Origin of the sequence: Micromonospora sp. CPCC 206061, from assembly GCF_036906915.1 — a bacterium.
Lineage (GTDB): Bacteria > Actinomycetota > Actinomycetes > Mycobacteriales > Micromonosporaceae > Phytohabitans.
The window spans coordinates 36933-53441 of record NZ_JBAKHX010000032.1; the positions used below are offsets into that span (position 1 = coordinate 36933).

Consider the following 16509-nt stretch of genomic DNA (forward strand, 5'->3'; position numbering starts at 1 on the left):
ACTCACCCGATGATGAGGCTCATCGCCTCGGCGCGCGACTTCGCGTCGCACTTGAAGAGCCCGCGCACCGCTGACGTGATGGTCTTGCTGCCGGCCTTCTGGATGCCCCGCATCGCCATGCACATGTGCTCGCATTCCAGCACCGCGATGACTCCGCGCGGGTCGAGTTTGGCCATCAGCAGGTCGGCGACCTGGGCGGTGAGGCGCTCCTGCACCTGGGGACGGCGGGCGTAGACCTCGACCAGGCGCGCCAGCTTCGATAGGCCGGTGATGCGGCCGTGCTCGCCGGGGATGTACCCGATGTGCGCGACGCCCCGGAAGGGCAGCAGGTGGTGCTCGCAGAGGCTCATCACCTCGATGTCGCGCACCAGTACCAGCTCTTCGTGGTCGGCCTCGAACGAGGTGATGAGCACCTGTGCAGGGTCGACACGCAGCCCGGCGAACAGCTCTGCGTAGGCGCGCGCTACCCGGGCCGGGGTGCGGAGGAGCCCTTCGCGGTCGGGGTCTTCGCCGACCGCGATGAGGATCTCGCGAACCGCCTTTTCGATGCGGGCCAGGTCGACGGCCTGCTCGATCGGGGTGCCGGTCAGCTTGCCGTTGACCAGCCGTGCGGCGAGGTAGTCGAGGGCGTCGTCACGGTCGCCGTCCGGCTCCGTCGACGACGCCCCACCGAACGCCTCGGTGCTCAGTGGACGCCGTCCGAGTTGGCTGACGATCCGCCGCCGACGGTCGCTTCGGCTCCGTCGGCACGGGCCTGCACCTGCAGCGCCTCCTTCTCGGCCGGCGTGAGCACCGGCGGCTCGGTGGAGGGCTGGCGCTTGCCGAAGCCGTTGTACGGCGCCATCGGCGGCCGCTTGACGACGCGGGCGCAGATGCGGGCCATGTCGGTCTGGGAGATGGTCTCCTTCTCCATCAGCTCCAGCACGATGCTGTCGAGCACGTCCCGGTACTCGACCAGGATCTCCCACGCCTCGTCGTGCGCCAGCTCGATGAGCGCGCGCACCTCGCCGTCGATCTCGGCGGCGACCGAGTCGGAGTAGTCCCGCTCGTGCCCCATGGTGCGGCCGAGGAACGGCTCGTCGCCGCTGGTGCCGTACTTGACCGCACCGAGCTTGGAGCTCATGCCGTACTGGGTGATCATGGCCCGTGCGAGCGCGCTGGCCTTTTCGATGTCGTTGCCAGCGCCGGTGGTGGGCTCGTGGAAGACAAGCTCCTCGGCGGCCCGGCCACCCAGCGCGTACGCCAGCGTGTCGATCATCTCGGCGCGGGTCTGGGTGTACTTGTCTTCGGTCGGCAGGACCAGCGTGTGGCCGAGTGACCGTCCGCGGGACAGGATCGTCACCTTGTGCACCGGCGCGGAGTGCGGCAGCGCCCAGGCGACCAGCGCGTGGCCACCCTCGTGGTACGCGGTGATCTTCTTCTCGTGGTCGCTCATCACGCGGGTGCGCCGCTGTGGGCCGGCGACCACCCGGTCGATCGACTCTTCGAGGTTGTCGTTGGTGATCGCCCGCTTGTTGTGCCGGGCGGTCAGCAGCGCCGACTCGTTGATGACGTTGGCCAGGTCGGCGCCGGTGAAGCCGGGGGTGCGCCGGGCCACCGCGTCGAGGTCGACGTCGGGGGTGAACGGCTTGCCCTTGGCATGTACCCGGAGGATGGCCTTGCGGCCCTCCATGTCGGGGCTGTCGACGGCGATCTGGCGGTCGAAGCGGCCCGGGCGCAGCAGCGCCGGGTCGAGGATGTCCGGCCGGTTGGTGGCGGCGATCAGGATGACGCCGCCCTTGGTGTCGAAGCCGTCCATCTCGACGAGGAGCTGGTTGAGCGTCTGCTCGCGCTCGTCGTGGCCGCCGCCCATGCCGGCGCCGCGGTGCCGGCCGACCGCGTCGATCTCGTCGACGAAGACGATGGCGGGCGCGTTGGCCTTGGCCTGCTCGAAGAGGTCACGGACCCGGGAGGCACCGACACCGACGAACATCTCGACGAAGTCGGAACCGGAGATCGAGTAAAACGGTACCCCTGCCTCGCCGGCGACCGCGCGAGCGAGCAGCGTCTTACCGGTGCCGGGCGGGCCGAAGAGCAGCACGCCCTTCGGGATCTTCGCGCCGAGCGCCTGGTACTTCGCCGGGTTCTGCAGGAAGTCCTTGATCTCGTGCAGCTCCTCGACGGCCTCGTCGGCCCCGGCCACGTCCGCGAAGGTGGTCTTCGGCGTGTCCTTGGTGATCATCTTCGCCTTGGACTTGCCGAAGTTGAGCACCCGGGAGCCGCCGCCCTGCATCTGCGACATGAATAGCAGCAGCAGGATCACCAGCACCGCGATGGGCAGCAGGTTGACCAGCAGGGTGAGGAAGACGCTGTCTTCGGACACCTCGGCGTCGATCGGCCCGGTGATCCGCCCGGCGCTCTGCGCGTCCTGGACGTCACTCCAGACCTCGTCGCCCACCTCGTAGGGGAACTGCGCCTGGATCTTGTCGGTCTTGGTGTCGCCGAACTGCTCAGGGCCGGTCAGGTCGAACTGGAGCGTCTGCTCCTTGTCCTTGAAGACGACCTTTTTGATGTTGCCCTTGTTGTTGAGCTGGTCGAGCGCGACCGAAGTATCGACCTTGTGGTAGCTCGGACCGCTGGTGAAGAAGGAGCTGAGCGCTATCGCTCCGATGATCACCAGGATGATCCAGACCACCGGGCGGCGGAAGAAACGCGTACGTTCCATACTGTTATCGAGCGCTGCGGCGCCCGGATCCTCCTGATCGACGTCCTGACCGTCTGGTTTGCCCGACAGACCATGCCATCGGTCATTCGAAGGTACACCCCGCGTGGGTCCCTGCGGTCTCCGGATGCGGCAGCTCCCAGCTAATCCCGGCAAATAGGGCATCCTAGAAGGCGGGACGACCACATCCGGGCAGGTCGCAGCGTTTTCTGAGAGTACGCTGTGGGTTCACGCGCGGGCATACACCTCGGGCTTGAGGACACCGACGTACGGCAGTTCCCGGTAGCGCTCGGCGAAGTCGAGCCCGTAACCGACGACGAACTCCTTCGGGATGTCGAATCCCACGTACTTCACCGGCACGGGCACCTTGACCGCCTCCGGCTTGCGAAACAGCGCCACCACCTCGACGCTGGTCGCCGACCGGGACTCCAGGTACTTGAGCAGCCACGAGAGCGTCAGGCCGGAGTCGACGATGTCTTCCACGACGACAACGTGCCGGCCGGCGATGTCGCGGTCGAGGTCTTTGAGGATGCGCACTACCCCGGACGAGGTGGCGCCCTGGCCGTAGGAGGACACGGCCATGAACTCCAACTCGATGGCCGGACCGTACCGGCCGAGCGCGCGGGCGAAGTCGGCCATGAACATGACCGCGCCCTTCAGCACGCAGACCAGCAGGAGCCCACCCTCGACCGCGGCGTGGTCGGCGGACACCTGCTTGGCCAGTTCTTCGATCTTTTCGCGGATCTGCGCTTCGGTGATGATCACATGATCGATGTCGGCGTCGTACCAGGAGCCGTCAGCCATGACATAAGCCTGCCGTACGCGGGTTACGGCACGTCGCCGGGGGCGGAAACTCAGACCCAGGTCAGGACAGTCGGGGGCGGGAGCGCCTCCGTCCGCCTTCGGACGGCTTCCAGTCGGCGGAGTCGCGGCTGTCCTGGGTCCAGCCGAAGCGCGACGCGAGGCCGAGGACGACAAAGAAGAGCAGGAGTACGAGGAGTTCCATGGCGGCACAACCTTCTTGATCGGGTTCTCTTTTTGAGGTTCGCCGCCGGTGCGCACCGGACGTCTGTATCTAGTTTCCGCCGGGCTCCCCCGCACTGACAGTGGCAGAAATGCCATCACCCCTAAAAATCCTGCCAAGTCCGCGCTACGCTGGTGGCATGCTTCACAACGTCGCCGTCATCGTGTTCGACGGGGTCGCCGCGTTCGAGCTCGGCGTGCTCTGCGAGGTCTTCGGCACCGACCGCACGGCCGACGGTTTCCCCAGTTACCGGTTCGACCTGTGCAGCGCCGACGGCAAGCCGGTGCGCTGCAAGTCCGGCTTCGAGATCGCGCCCAGCGCCGACCTCACACCGGTTGAAGATGCCGACCTGGTCGCCGTCCCCGCGCACGCCGACGAATCCTTTGTGCCCGACTCGGTGCTGGAGGCGCTGAGGCGCGCCGCCGACCGCGGCGCGTACATCTTCAGCGTCTGCTCCGGTGCGTACGTGCTCGGCGATGCTGGCCTGCTCGACGGGCGCGAGTGCACCACCCACTGGAAGCACGTCGACGAGCTCCAGCAGCGGTTCCCAAAGGCGAAGGTGCACTGCGACGCGTTGTACATCCAGGACGGCAACCTGCTCACCAGCGCCGGCACGGCAGCTGGCATCGACGCTGCGCTGCACCTCGTGCGGCAGGAGCACGGCTCGGCGTTCGCCACCAAGCTCGCCCGGCGGATGGTCGTGCCGCCGCACCGCGACGGCGGCCAGGCCCAGTTCGTCGAGGCGCCGATGGCCAAGGCCCCCGACGCCCCCACGCTGGAGCCGGTGCTGGCCTGGCTGATCGGTAGCCTCGACAGGCCGGTGACAGTGGAGGAGATGGCGGCCCGCGCGCACATGGCACCGCGTACGTTCGCCCGGCGGTTCCGTGCCGAGACCGGCACGACGCCACACGACTGGATCACCAATCAGCGCGTGCTGCTGGCTCGCCAGCTGCTCGAAGACACAGAGCTGAGCGTCGAGACGATAGCCACCCGAGCCGGTTTCGGCGACGCGGCCACGATGCGGCACCACTTCACCAAGCGCGTAAAGGCGACCCCGCAGGCATACCGCGCGACGTTCCGGGATAGGGCCTGATCAGTACCCGAGCGCGGAACCGTCGGCGCGCGGTTCCGACCCGGCCACGTAGCCGCCGTCCGGCAGGCGCCAGATCGCCTGCCCGTACCCGAACCCCGTCGGCTCGGGTTCGACGCGCACCTGGTGGCCGCGCGAGCGCAGCTCCTCCAGTACGGCGGGCCGGGCCAGCCCGTCCTCCACCAGTACAGTCCGGCCGGCCCGCCACTGCCAGCGCGGCTCGGCGAGGGCCGCCTGCGGATCCAGTCCACGGTCCACGGTGGACGAGATCACCTGGAGGTGGCCCTGCGGCTGCATGTGCCCGCCCATCACCCCGAACGGCCCCACCGGCGCTTCGCCGCGCGTCAGGAACCCCGGGATGATCGTGTGGAAGGGCCGCTTGCCGGGGCCGACCGCATTGGGATGCCCCGGCTCCAGCCGGAATCCGACACCCCGGTTGTGCAGCCCGAACCCGAATCCGGGCAGCACCACGTACGACCCGAAGCCCATGTAGTTCGACTGGATGAGGCTCACCATCATGCCGCCGGCGTCGGCGGCGCACAGGTAGACCGTGCCGCCCCGCACCGGCTCGCCGGGGCTGGGCACCGCCGCCCGCTCACCGATGAGAGCACGGCGGGAGGCCAGATACGCGGGCGAGAGAAGCGAGTCGGTCGGCACCGCCATCGCCGAAGGATCGGCCACGTACGCGAACGTGTCCGCGAACCCCAGCTTCATCGCCTCGATCTGCCAGTGCAGACGCTCGGCCAGGGGCATCGCGGCCAGATCGACACCGTCGAGCACGCCGAGGGCGAGGAGAGCGGCGACTCCCTGCCCGTTCGGCGGCAGCTCCCACACCTCGTGGCCCCGATAAGCCACGGACACCGGCTCCACCCAGGTGGAGCCGTGCGCCGCCAGGTCCGCCGCGGTCAGCAATCCGCCTGTACTGCCAGAGTGCGCCGCCAGCGCGGACGCGATCTCGCCCAGGTAGAACGCGTCCGCACGAGTATCGGCGATCAGCCGGAGTGCCCGTGCCGCACCGGGGTTACGCCAGCGCTCCCCCGCCGTGGGCGCGCGACCCGCGATGGTGAACACCCGTCCCCACTCGTCGAACTCCGGCCCACGCAGGGCGGCGTGCTCGGCCACCGCCCTGGCCCAGGCCCGCGCCACCTCCGGCGAGACCGGATACCCGCTTTCGGCGTACTCGACCGCGTCGGCGAAGAGATCGGCGAACGGCAGGACGCCGAAGCGCTCGTGCAGGTCCCGCCAGCCGGCCGGCGCCCCGGGTACGGTCACCGGTAGCCAGCCGCGCTCTGGCATCCGCCCGCCCAGCCGGTCGAGCGTGAGCGCCGCCGGCGACCGGCCCGAGCCGTTGAGCCCGTGCAGCCGCTCGCCGTCCCACACGATCGCGAAGAGGTCCCCGCCGACGTCGTTCGACGTCGGCTGCACGACGGTCAGCGCTATCGCGGTGGCGAGCGCCGCGTCGACGGCGTTGCCGCCGCGGCGCAGCACCGCGAGACCAGCGCTGGCGGCGAGCGGCTGGCTGGTCGCGACCGCCCCGCGCGGAGCGAAGAGCGGCCTCATGACGGCGGCGGAGCCAACAGGTGGTCGCCGGACCGGGACACCTCGATCCCGCCCGGCAGGTGCGTCGGGCCCTGCCCGCGCCACGCCGTCACCAGCGCGTCGAGGGCCGCCACGTGCCGATGGGAAAGCGCCGCTGGGCGGGCGCCCAGCTCGCGGGCCCAGGCGTGCAACACGCGGGTGCGCAGCGCGCGGGGCAGCTCCGCGAGGGCTGGCACGGAGAGCGACCCGTCCGGGGCACGGGCCGAGGCCAGTGCCGCGGTGGCGAGGGAGTCCAGCGCCGCGGTGTCGTCCGCGAGGAGCGTGGCGGTGCGCGCGAGGTTGCCGACGACGCCCGGGCCCAGAGCCGCCACGAGCGCGGGCAGTGCCCCGTGACGCACCCGGGACCGCGCGAAGCTGGGGTCCGCGTTGTGCGGGTCCTCCCACGGGCTGAGGCCGAGCGCCGCGCACGCCTTGCGGGTGTCCTCGCGCGACACGTCGAGCAGCGGGCGCAGCAGGGCCACCCCGCCCGCGTCGCGCCGCGCCGGCATCCCGGCCAGCCCGCGCGGGCCGGCGCCCCTGGCGAGCGCCAGCAGCACGGTCTCGGCCTGGTCGTCGCGGGTGTGCCCGAGCAGTACCGCCGCGGCGCCGTGCCGGGCGGCCGCGTCCAGCAGGGCCTCGTAGCGGGCTTCGCGGGCGGCCGCTTCGGGGCCTCCGGGGCGCCCCGACACCTCGACGGTGGCGACCTCAACCGGTGCCAGTCCGGCATCGCGCGCCCACGACGCCACCGCCGCCGCGCGCTCGGCCGAGCCGGGTTGCAGCCCGTGGTCGACGGTCACCAGGCCGGCGCGTGGCGCGACGAAGGCGGTCGCCGCCGCCAGGGCCAGGGAATCGGCGCCGCCAGAGCACGCCACGAGCACGTGTCCGCGTACACCTCGCAAAGCTTGCCGGACCGCGACGCGGATCGCGGCGACCGGCGGCGCGAGAGCGGCCACTGTTGTTGAGGGTCAGGCCGCGCCTGGGTGGACCCGCGCCACCCAGGCGTCGGGGTCGCCCAGCTCTTCCAGCCGGGGCAGGGTGAGCGGCGAGCTGAAGATCTTGTTGAAGCCTTCCATGCCGACCCGCTCGACCACCCCGTGCACGAACTTGCGGCCCTCCGCGTACTGGCGCATCTTCACCTCGATGCCGAGCACCTTGCGGATCGCCTTTTCGAGCGGGTTGCCGGCCTCGCGGCGGCGGTTGAACTTGGCGCGGATCTGCTCGACGCTCGGGATCACCTCGGGGCCGACACCGTCCATCACGAACTCAGCGTGCCCCTCCAGCAGCGTCATCAGCGCGGTGAGCCGGTCGAGCACGGCACGCTGGCCGGGTGTCTGCACGAGGTCGAGCACGCTGAGGCGGCTGTCGGGGTCACGCACCGCCTCGGATAGCGTGGCGATGCTGCGGCGCACGCGTTCGAGGAAGTGCTCGCCGCCCGCCTGCGACGCGTCGACGAACGCCTGCACCTCACCCAGGAAGTGCCCGCGCATCCACGGCACCGCCGCGAACTGCGTGCGGTGCGTCACCTCGTGCAGGCACACCCAGAGCCGGAAGTCACGGGGGTCGGCCTGGAGCTTGCGCTCGACCTCAACGATGTTCGGCGCGACGAGCAGCAGCTGCCCCGGGTCGGACGAGAACACCTCGTACTGCCCGAGCACCCGCCCGGACAGGTATCCCAGCACGGTGCCCGCCTGCACCCCGGTGAAGCGCGAGCCGATCACGTCGGTGAACGCCCCCGGCTGCTTGTCACCGGCCAGCCGGTTTACCAGCGGGGTGACGACCTCACGAAGGCCCGCGATGTTGACGGCCGCCCAGTCCTTGCGGTCGACGATCCGCACCGGCGGGTGCGCGATCTGCGAACGCAGCCCCGTGTACTCCGCCACGTGCCCGGCCGCCTCGTCGGTAAGCCGCCGCAGGTCTGCAACGACGTCGCTGGCCTCGTCGTACGAGACCCGCGGCCCGGACTTGCTCAGCGCGCCAGCGGTAGCGGCGGCCAGATCCCAGTCCACGAACTGCGCCATCACCCCACCGTACCCGGGCTCTGCTAGTTGGCCCTCGCTCCGCTCGGGCGGCTCGCGCGCCCCGAAGGCCGCGGTTGGGCCGCCAGTCGCTCAGTCGCTATGCTCCCTCGCTTTGTGGCGGCCCAACCGCGGCCGCGCGCTCACACACACCCGCAGCCGGCCAGCGCGTTGGGGATCTTGTCGAGCCCCACCTCGGCCTGGTCCTTACCCACCGGGACCTTGTCGGCGAGCACCGCGAACGCCAGCAGCCTGCCCTGGGCGGTCACCACGACGCCGGAGATGGAATTCACCCCACCCAGGGTGCCCGTCTTGGCGCGGACCACGCCCGCGCCTGGGCCGCCGGGCGCCGGGCTCCGGTACCGGTCGCGCAGCGTCCCGGACCAGGCCGCGACCGGCAGGCCGCTGATCACTCCGGCCAACTCGGGGTGGGAACCGTCCGCGGCCAGCTTCAGCACGTCGGTGAGCAGCGTGGGGGTAAGGCTGTTCTTACGGGAAAGCCCGCTGCCGTCGGACAGCGCGCCCTCCGACGCGGGCAGGCCGAGTTGATCGAGTACCGCCAGCGAGGCGGCCCCGCCACCGGTGTACGAAGCGGGTTCGTTGCGGGCGATCGCCACCTGCCGGGCGAGGTATTCCGCCACGACGTTGTCACTGTCGGTCAGCATGAACTCGACCAGCCGGAGGATCGGCGGCGACTCGACCTTTCCAAGGACCGTCCCGGGAGCCGGAGCCTCGCTGCCCGGCGTGGGGGTCGCATCCGACGTCGCCGGTGCCGTTCCCTTGGTGACGGCCTTCGTGGAGACACCGAGTGCCTTAGCGAACGCCTGCCCGGCCGCGATGTCCGGCGTGGCGTACCGCTTGGCGTACCCGGTCGCCTGCTTCGGGTTGATGCGCGCGCCGTTGGTGGTGAGCGCGGTGGTCGCGGCGCCGAACCCGCTGGTCGGGATGTCCGGGTCCCAGCTGGGCTCGAACACTGGCCCGGTGAAGAGGCTGCCGTCGACGATCACCTTGGTCGCAGCGGTGCCGCCGAGCGCCTCCTTGACCTGCTTCGCGAGCTGATCGAGGCGGGCCGCCCCTGGGTAGGTGCCGGTGCCGTTGACCGCGAGCGTCGGGTCGCCACCGCCCACGATCACCACCTCGCCCGGGTTGGCGCCGGCGACCACGCGGGTCTCGATCCGGTACGTGGGCCCGCGTGCGGCCAGCACCGCCGCGGCAGTCACGATCTTGGTGGTCGATGCGGGCACCGTGGGCGTGTCTGGGCCTCGGGAGTACAGCGCCTCGCCGGTCGCCGCGTCGACGACCGAGAGGTGGGTGCGGCTGCCGAGTCCCGCCGAGGCGACGATCGGGTCCAGTACGGCGCTCACCCCGGCCGCGCTCGGCATCGGGGCGTCGGTGGCCGAGGCGACCAGTACCGGGGACGGCTCCGGCTCGGAGGACCGCGAGGCGGCGGCGCTGGGCGTGCCGGCGGTGCCCTCGCCGAGCCAGCCGGCGACCGGTCCGGGGCGAACGATGACTGTGCCGGCGGTCACCACCGCGAGGAGCGCGACCACCGTGATGGCGGCGAGGAGGCCTCTTCTGCTCTTCCTCGGCGGTGGCGGCTGACTACTTTGGGGCTGTTGTGCCGGTTTCGGAGACTGAGGGCCGGACGGCGGGGGCCGAACGGGCGACACGGGTGGCCAACCGTCGAACGAGGGCAGCCGGAGCGTCTCTTGCTCCTCGGTCACCGGGGGTGTCGCCGGAATGCGTACCGTCTCGTCCCCGGGGCCAGACTGTGAATCTTGCCTCGGCACCCGGCCCCTCCTCCCGTGCGTGATCCGGTCTAGGCGACACTACTTGCGTTCGAACACTATGCGGCGTTGGCTTGTCGGATCGCGTGGGGCAACACGCGACCGTCCAGGCTGTAGGGGAGCGTGAAGATGGATTTCGACGTCACGGTTGAGATCCCCAAGGGTCACCGCAACAAGTACGAGGTTGACCACGTTACAGGCCGCATCAGACTGGACCGGACACTCTTCACCGCCACCCAGTACCCGGCCGACTACGGGTTCATCGAAGGCACCCTGGGCGAAGACGGCGACCCGCTCGACGCGCTCGTCCTGGTGCAGGAACCGACGTTCCCCGGGTGCCTGATCCGGTGCCGGACGATCGGGATGTTCCGGATGAAGGACGAAAAGGGCGGCGACGACAAGGTGCTGTGCGTGCCTTTCGAAGATCCGCGCCAGGAGCACCTGAGGGACATTCACCACTTGGGCGAGTTCGACCGGCTGGAGATCCAGCACTTCTTCGAGGTCTACAAGGACCTCGAGCCCGGTAAGTCGGTCGAGGGCGCGACCTGGGTCGGCCGTGTTGAGGCCGAGGCCGAGATCCGTGCCTCCCGCCGCCGCCACGAGGTAGCCCACCCCGCCCCGCCCGCCGAGTAGCGCACCCGTCCCCGCCGCCCCTTCTTCCGTCGATCAAGGGCAAATGCACGTGTTTTGATCTCTTTTCCACGTGCGGTTGCCCTTGATCGATGCGATCCTCCTTGATCGGCACTGACGGCTACGGGAGGCCCGCGGTCTCGCGGAAGGTGCGGCCTCGACCCGCGCCGGACACGACGAGTCCCGCGAAGATGCGCGGACTCTAGGTCACGAGCGCTCGAGCCATCTCGTAAAGGCCCAGCACCGCGAACGTGATCGGCACGACGGCGACGACGGTCGCGGTGTCGAGTAGATCGGCCGCCCGGCCCACGTAGGGCGTGGGCGGCCGGCGGGCGTACGTGCGGCCCGCCGTGACGCTGGCCGCCGCCGCGATCGCCCCACCGATGGCGATGACCTCCAGCACCGATCGGTCGGTCGCCAGCAGCAACGCCGCCGCCAGGGCCGCGAGGCCGACCAGCCCGCCAGCCGCCATCGGCACCCGCTGCCGGACGGCGGCGAACAGCCGGGCGCGGAGAAGCAGCGCCACACCAGAGACAGCGACCAGCAGCCACGCGGCAGGGCCGCCACTGACTACCAGCACGAACGCCGCGCCGGTCGCGAGCAGTGCGTACCCGACCAGCGCCCCGGTCAGCAACTCCTCAGCCCGCGCGACAGCCGCGAACACCCGCCCGTCCTCCACCCGCGTGCCATCGGGCCGCCCCGCATCCGAGCCGGGTCGCCCCTGAGCGTCCGGTGGCCAACCGGAGCCGGCAGTGGCCGGTCCCGGGCCGGCGCTCGGCCAGCCGGAATCGGGGCTTGCCCAGGTCGTTGGAGCTTCGGGCCAGCTCGCGGCGGCGGGAGCGGGTGGGAGGGCGAGCGGCGGGAGCGGGAGGCGGGCAAGGCGGATCGTGGCCAGTGGGAGCAGGCCGACGCCGCAGACCAGCACGGTCAGCAGGACCGCTGCGATGTCGTCGGGTGGCAGCGCCGAGGCGGTCAGCCCGGCGAGTGCCCCGCAAGCACCGACCAACGCGGCCGCGGCGCAGACCCGCAGTTCGGCGGCGACGACCACAGCGGCGGTCAGTGCCGCCAGGAGCAGCCCGACCGAGCCGCCGACCAGCCCGCCGGCGCCGCCCAGCAGGTCGGCGAGGTGTTCGAGCACGCCGCCGCCTCCGACGCCGGCACCGCCGTCGACGCCAGCATCGGATGTGATCGCAGCGCCGGCCGCGAACGCGTACGGCATCGCGTAGGCGGCCAGCACGGCGGCGGCCGGGCGGTCGCGGTGCACCCGCGAGGCGACGGCTGCGGTCGCGAGCAGCACCGAGGCAGCGACCGCCGCCAGGACACCGGACCCCGTGCGGGCCACCGCGAACAGGCCGGCGGCCACCGGTAGGGCGGCGAGCGCGAGCCCGGACACCCGGTTCGCGGCCGGCGACCATGAGGCGCCCCGCTGCCGGGCACCGTCGGCGATCGCCTCCACGACGTCGTCGTACCGGACCTCCGTCCACCGTAGACGCGCTGGAACCAGGAAGAGGAGCGCGCCGTCGCGTACACCTTGCGGGTGAAGGGCCTGGCCAACCGCGAGCGCCGCGCCGTCCGCGCGGCGCAGCACCCACCCACCGTGCCGTTCGCCGTCGTCGGCGAGCCCGTCGCCCGCGTGGCGCAGCACCTCGGGAAGCAGCTCGGCGAGCGGCACGTGCGCCGGCAGCGCCACGTCGAGCTTGCGACGCGGCGTGCTGATCGTGACCCGCGCGAGGCCACCCGTCATCGAGGGTCCTCCATCCACCCGCACTTTACCTACGATGAGCGATGGGGAGGTGACCGTCTGGTGAGCACTGTCCGGTTCAGACGGAGGGCGCGGCGCCCGGGGCCTCAGATTCCGGCGGGTGACCTGCGCATCGACCCGCCTCCCGAGCTGCCCGGCGACACCGGTGGCCGCTGGCAGCAGATGTTCGTGGTGCTGCCGATGGTGGGTGGCGGCGTCGCGATGGCGATGATGATGGGTCACGGCGGTGGCACGTACTCGTACGTGGTCGGTGCGATCTTCGGCGTCTCTTCGCTCGCGATGCTCGCGTCGTGGGGCGGCACGCCGAAGCGGGCGGAGATGACAGCCGCCCGCCGCGACTATCTGCGCCACCTCGGCACGCTGCGCCGGCGGGCCCGTGACACCGCGACCCGCCAGCGGGCCGGCCTGCTCTACCGGCATCCCGATCCAGATCGACTCTGGTCCACAGTGGCCAGTTATCGGCTCTGGGAACGCCGCCCCACGGATTCCGACTTCGCGGTCGTACGGGTGGGGCTTGGTCCACAGACCTTGGCCACGCCGCTCGTGGCGCCGGTGACCCGGCCGCTCGAAGACCTCGAACCCATGACGTCCGGTGCGCTGCGCCGCTTCCTCGACACGCACGCCGTGGTGCCCGACCTGCCGGTGGCGCTGGCCTTGCGCGGGTTCACCCGCGTGCACATCGTCGGGGCACCGGGCCGGGCGCTCGTACGCGCGATGGTGGCGCAACTGTCGGTCTTCCACGCGCCCGACGATTTGCGTATCGCGGTGTGTGTGGCGCCGGATCGGCGTACCCGGTGGGAGTGGGTCAAGTGGCTGCCGCACGCCCAGCACCCGGGCCGCACCGACGCGCTGGGCCCGGTGCGGCTCGTCGCCTCATCGACTGCCGAGCTGACGCGCCTGCTGCACGACCTGATCGGCAGCCGCCCTCGCTTCGGCGCCGGTCCAGCGGCAGAAGGCCCGCACGTGGTGGTGGTGCTCGACGGGGCGGACGCCGCCTTCGGCGAGGGCGGCATCGACGGCGTATCCATAGTGGACCTGGACACGCCACCGCCTCGCGTGCTCGACAGGTCCACTGTGGTGCTCACTATCGATTCGGTGCGACAACTGGTCTCGTACACGATGGAAGGCACCGCGGAGGTCGGTGTCGCCGACGGCCTGGACCTCGTCGCGGCTGAGGCGTTGGCGCGGCGCCTCGCGCCGGTGCGGCTGACGGATTCGGCGGCGGCCGAATCCCTGCCCGGCGCCGAGCCCACCGCGGCTGACCTGCTCGGCGTCGATCCGGATAGCTTCGACGGCTGGGCGCCGCGGCCCGACCGCGACCGCCTGCGGGTGCCGATCGGGTTCAGCGCCGAGGGCCCGCCGGTCGTCCTCGACCTGAAGGAGTCCGCGCAGGACGGTATGGGGCCGCACGGGCTGCTCATAGGCGCCACCGGCTCGGGAAAGTCGGAGCTGCTGCGCACGCTGGTGCTCGGGCTGGCCGCGACGCACCCGCCCGACGTGCTCAACTTCGTGCTGGTCGACTTCAAGGGTGGCGCTACGTTCGCGGCGCTCGACCGGCTGCCGCACACGGCTGCGATGATCACGAACCTGGCCGGTGATCTGCCGCTGGTCGACCGCATGGTCGACGCGGTCAACGGCGAGGTGCTGCGCCGCCAGGAGTTGCTGCGCCGGGCCGGTGACTTCGTGAGCCTGCGCGAATATGAGAACGCACGCACCGGTGGTGCCGCCCTGGCGCCGCTGCCGACGCTGCTGATCGTGTGCGACGAGTTCTCCGAGCTGCTCGCCGCCAAGCCCGACTTCATCGACCTGTTCCTCCAGATAGGACGGTTGGGACGGTCGCTGGGCGTGCACCTGCTGCTCGCGTCGCAGCGGCTCGAAGAGGGACGCATGCGCGGGTTGGAGACGCACCTGTCGTACCGGATCGGACTGCGCACGTTCTCAGCCCTGGAGTCGCGGGCGGTGCTGGGCGTGCCCGACGCGTACGAACTGCCCCGCTCGCCCGGCCATGGATACCTCAAGGCGGGCACCGAGCCGCTGGTACGGTTCCGCGCCGCGTACGTCTCGGGGCCGCTGCGCCGCGCCGCCGATCGGCGGCGTGACGGGCGCGCCGGGCGCCCGCGCGTGCTGACCTACGGCACCAGTTTCGTACCGGCGCCGAAGCCCGCCACCCCGGCGATCGAGAGCGGCCGCAGCCTGCTCGACGCGCTGGTCGACCGGCTGGCCGGGGAGGGCCCGCCGGCGCACCAGGTGTGGCTGCCGCCGCTGTCGCGGTCACCGGCGCTCGACGAGCTGCTCGGCTCCCTGGTCAGCGATCCGGCGCGTGGGTTCACCTTCGCCAATCCGGCGCTGCGCGGCGCGATGCAGGTGCCGGTCGCGGTCGTCGACAAGCCGTTCGAGCAGCGGCGCGACCTGCTGTGGCTGGCGCTCGACGGCGCGGCCGGGCACGTCGCTGTCGCGGGTGGACCGCGAAGCGGCAAGTCCAGCCTCCTCGCGACGCTGGTGTGCGGCCTGGCGCTCAGCCATACGCCCGCCGAGGCGCAGGTCTACTGCCTGGACTTCGGTGGCGGCACGCTGGCCGCGCTCCGCGCGCTGCCGCACGTCGGCGGGGTCGCGGGGCGGCACGACGCCGAGGCGGTGCGCCGGACGGTGGGTGAGATCGCGACTCGGCTCGCCGACCGCGAGCGCGGCGAACCCGTTGACGGCCACATCCTCCTCGTGATCGACGGCTGGACCACGCTTCGCGGCGACTACGACGACCTGGAATCCGTGATCACCGACATCGCGACCCGCGGTCTGGCGTATGGCGTGCACGTCGTGGCCGCTTCCTCCCGCTGGCTCGACTTCCGGCCGGCGATCCGTGATCTCTTCGGCTCCCGCCTCGAACTGCGCCTCGGCGATCCGGCCGACTCGATCGTCTCCCGCAAGGCCGCGCTCAACGTGCCAGAAAAGACACCGGGCCGCGGTCTCACGGCGGACGGCCTGCACTTCCTCGCCGCTCGTCCCGCGCTCGTCGCGCTCGACGGTGATCCCGAGGCGCTGGTGCGCGCGGTCGCCGCCGGCTGGTCGGGAGCTCCGGCACCGCCGGTGCGGCTGCTGCCCGCCGTCGTGCCGTACGCCGACCTGGATCTCGCCGCCAGTAGCGGGCTGGCCATCCCCATCGGACTCGCCGAGGCCGACCTGCGCCCGGCCGAGCTCGACTTCGGCACCGAGCCGCACTTCCTGCTGTTCGGCGACGCGGAGTGCGGCAAGTCGTCCTTCCTGCGGGCGCTCGCCACGTCGGTCGCCCGGCGTTTCACGCCGGAACAGGCGCGGATCATCCTGGTCGACTACCGGCGCAGCCTACTCGGCGCCGTCGAGGGCGATCACGTTATCGGGTACGGGACATCCGCCGTCACCACCAGCGAGTTGATCGAGTCGGTGGCCGGGTACATGCGGCGGCGGCTGCCCGGCCCCGACGTCACGCCCCGGCAGCTTCGCGAGCGTTCCTGGTGGACCGGGCCGGAGCTGTTCGTACTGGTCGACGACTACGACCTGGTGTCCACCGCGCCAGCCAACCCGCTACTGCCACTACTGGAGTACCTGCCGCAGGCCCGCGACATCGGCCTGCACCTGATCGTGACCCGCCGCTGCGGCGGCGCGGCACGGGCGCTGTACGAGCCGGTCGTGCAGCGGCTGCGCGAGCTGGCGTCACCCGGTCTGGTGATGTCCGGCGACAAGGACGAAGGAGCCCTCGTCGGCACCGCGCGCCCTACTACGCTGCCACCAGGCCGCGGGCGTCTCGTCACGCGGAAGAAAGGAGTACGCCTCGTTCAGCTGGCATTTCTCTCCCAGGAGTGATCTTCTTTCGTCAGCGGATTACCGGGGAAACCTGAACGCGGTAACCTCCCTCCAACGACTTGTCGGCCCGGACCCATGTGCCGGC

The 16509-nt window shown here is 71.3% G+C and carries 12 protein-coding genes; 3 read left to right on the forward strand and 9 right to left on the reverse strand.

Going from position 1 to position 16509, the window contains the following annotated elements:
• Nucleotides 1-2 precede the first annotated feature (2 nt).
• From folE to V6V89_RS21630, 4 genes are all read right to left on the reverse strand, one after another.
• Nucleotides 3-689, reverse strand: coding sequence for a GTP cyclohydrolase I FolE (gene folE / locus V6V89_RS21615; RefSeq protein ID WP_334621056.1), 687 nt, complete (start codon nucleotides 687-689; stop codon nucleotides 3-5).
• Entirely contained in the window at nucleotides 686-2704 is a 2019-nt protein-coding gene (gene ftsH, locus V6V89_RS21620) for an ATP-dependent zinc metalloprotease FtsH (RefSeq protein WP_334621007.1), read from the reverse strand. The genes folE and ftsH overlap by 4 nt, the downstream gene beginning before the upstream one ends.
• 225 nt (nucleotides 2705-2929) lie before the next feature.
• Nucleotides 2930-3505: a hypoxanthine phosphoribosyltransferase gene (gene hpt, locus V6V89_RS21625; RefSeq protein ID WP_334621008.1), complete on the reverse strand. Its 576-nt coding sequence runs from the start codon at nucleotides 3503-3505 to the stop codon at nucleotides 2930-2932.
• Nucleotides 3506-3566: 61 nt separating this feature from the next.
• Entirely contained in the window at nucleotides 3567-3707 is a 141-nt protein-coding gene (locus V6V89_RS21630) for a hypothetical protein (RefSeq protein WP_334621009.1), read from the reverse strand.
• 157 nt (nucleotides 3708-3864) lie between these two features.
• On the opposite strand from V6V89_RS21630, the gene V6V89_RS21635 reads away from it, so the two are divergent.
• Nucleotides 3865-4818 carry a GlxA family transcriptional regulator gene (locus tag V6V89_RS21635; RefSeq protein ID WP_334621010.1) on the forward strand — a complete coding sequence of 318 codons (954 nt, stop codon included), beginning with the start codon at nucleotides 3865-3867 and terminating at the stop codon, nucleotides 4816-4818.
• On the opposite strand, the gene V6V89_RS21640 is transcribed toward V6V89_RS21635, so the two are convergent.
• From V6V89_RS21640 to dacB, 4 genes are all read right to left on the reverse strand, one after another.
• Complete coding sequence (locus V6V89_RS21640) at nucleotides 4819-6375, reverse strand: gamma-glutamyltransferase family protein (protein ID WP_334621012.1); 1557 nt, start codon at nucleotides 6373-6375, stop codon at nucleotides 4819-4821.
• On the reverse strand, nucleotides 6372-7346 hold the full coding sequence (tilS, locus tag V6V89_RS21645; protein ID WP_334621013.1) for a tRNA lysidine(34) synthetase TilS: 975 nt from the start codon (nucleotides 7344-7346) through the stop codon (nucleotides 6372-6374). Before tilS ends, V6V89_RS21640 begins: the two co-directional genes overlap by 4 nt.
• Before the next feature lie 12 nt (nucleotides 7347-7358).
• A complete protein-coding gene (locus tag V6V89_RS21650) occupies nucleotides 7359-8411 on the reverse strand; it encodes a zinc-dependent metalloprotease (protein WP_334621014.1) in 1053 nt (350 codons plus the stop codon).
• A gap of 140 nt (nucleotides 8412-8551) precedes the next feature.
• Nucleotides 8552-9958, reverse strand: coding sequence for a D-alanyl-D-alanine carboxypeptidase/D-alanyl-D-alanine endopeptidase (gene dacB / locus V6V89_RS21655; RefSeq protein WP_334621015.1), 1407 nt, complete (start codon nucleotides 9956-9958; stop codon nucleotides 8552-8554).
• 366 nt (nucleotides 9959-10324) lie between these two features.
• Here dacB and V6V89_RS21660 point away from each other — a divergent pair, with 366 nt between their 5' ends.
• Nucleotides 10325-10828, forward strand: a complete 504-nt coding sequence (locus tag V6V89_RS21660) for an inorganic diphosphatase (RefSeq protein ID WP_334621016.1) — start codon at nucleotides 10325-10327, stop codon at nucleotides 10826-10828.
• 199 nt (nucleotides 10829-11027) lie between these two features.
• Here the strand turns inward: V6V89_RS21660 and eccD are convergent, their stop codons facing one another.
• Nucleotides 11028-12569: a type VII secretion integral membrane protein EccD gene (gene eccD, locus V6V89_RS21665; RefSeq protein ID WP_334621017.1), complete on the reverse strand. Its 1542-nt coding sequence runs from the start codon at nucleotides 12567-12569 to the stop codon at nucleotides 11028-11030.
• Nucleotides 12570-12629: 60 nt separating this feature from the next.
• Here eccD and eccCa point away from each other — a divergent pair, with 60 nt between their 5' ends.
• The gene (gene eccCa / locus V6V89_RS21670; RefSeq protein ID WP_334621018.1) at nucleotides 12630-16424 is read left to right on the forward strand and encodes a type VII secretion protein EccCa; all 3795 of its coding nucleotides are present in this window, start codon (nucleotides 12630-12632) and stop codon (nucleotides 16422-16424) included.
• The last annotated feature ends 85 nt before the right edge of the window (nucleotides 16425-16509 follow it).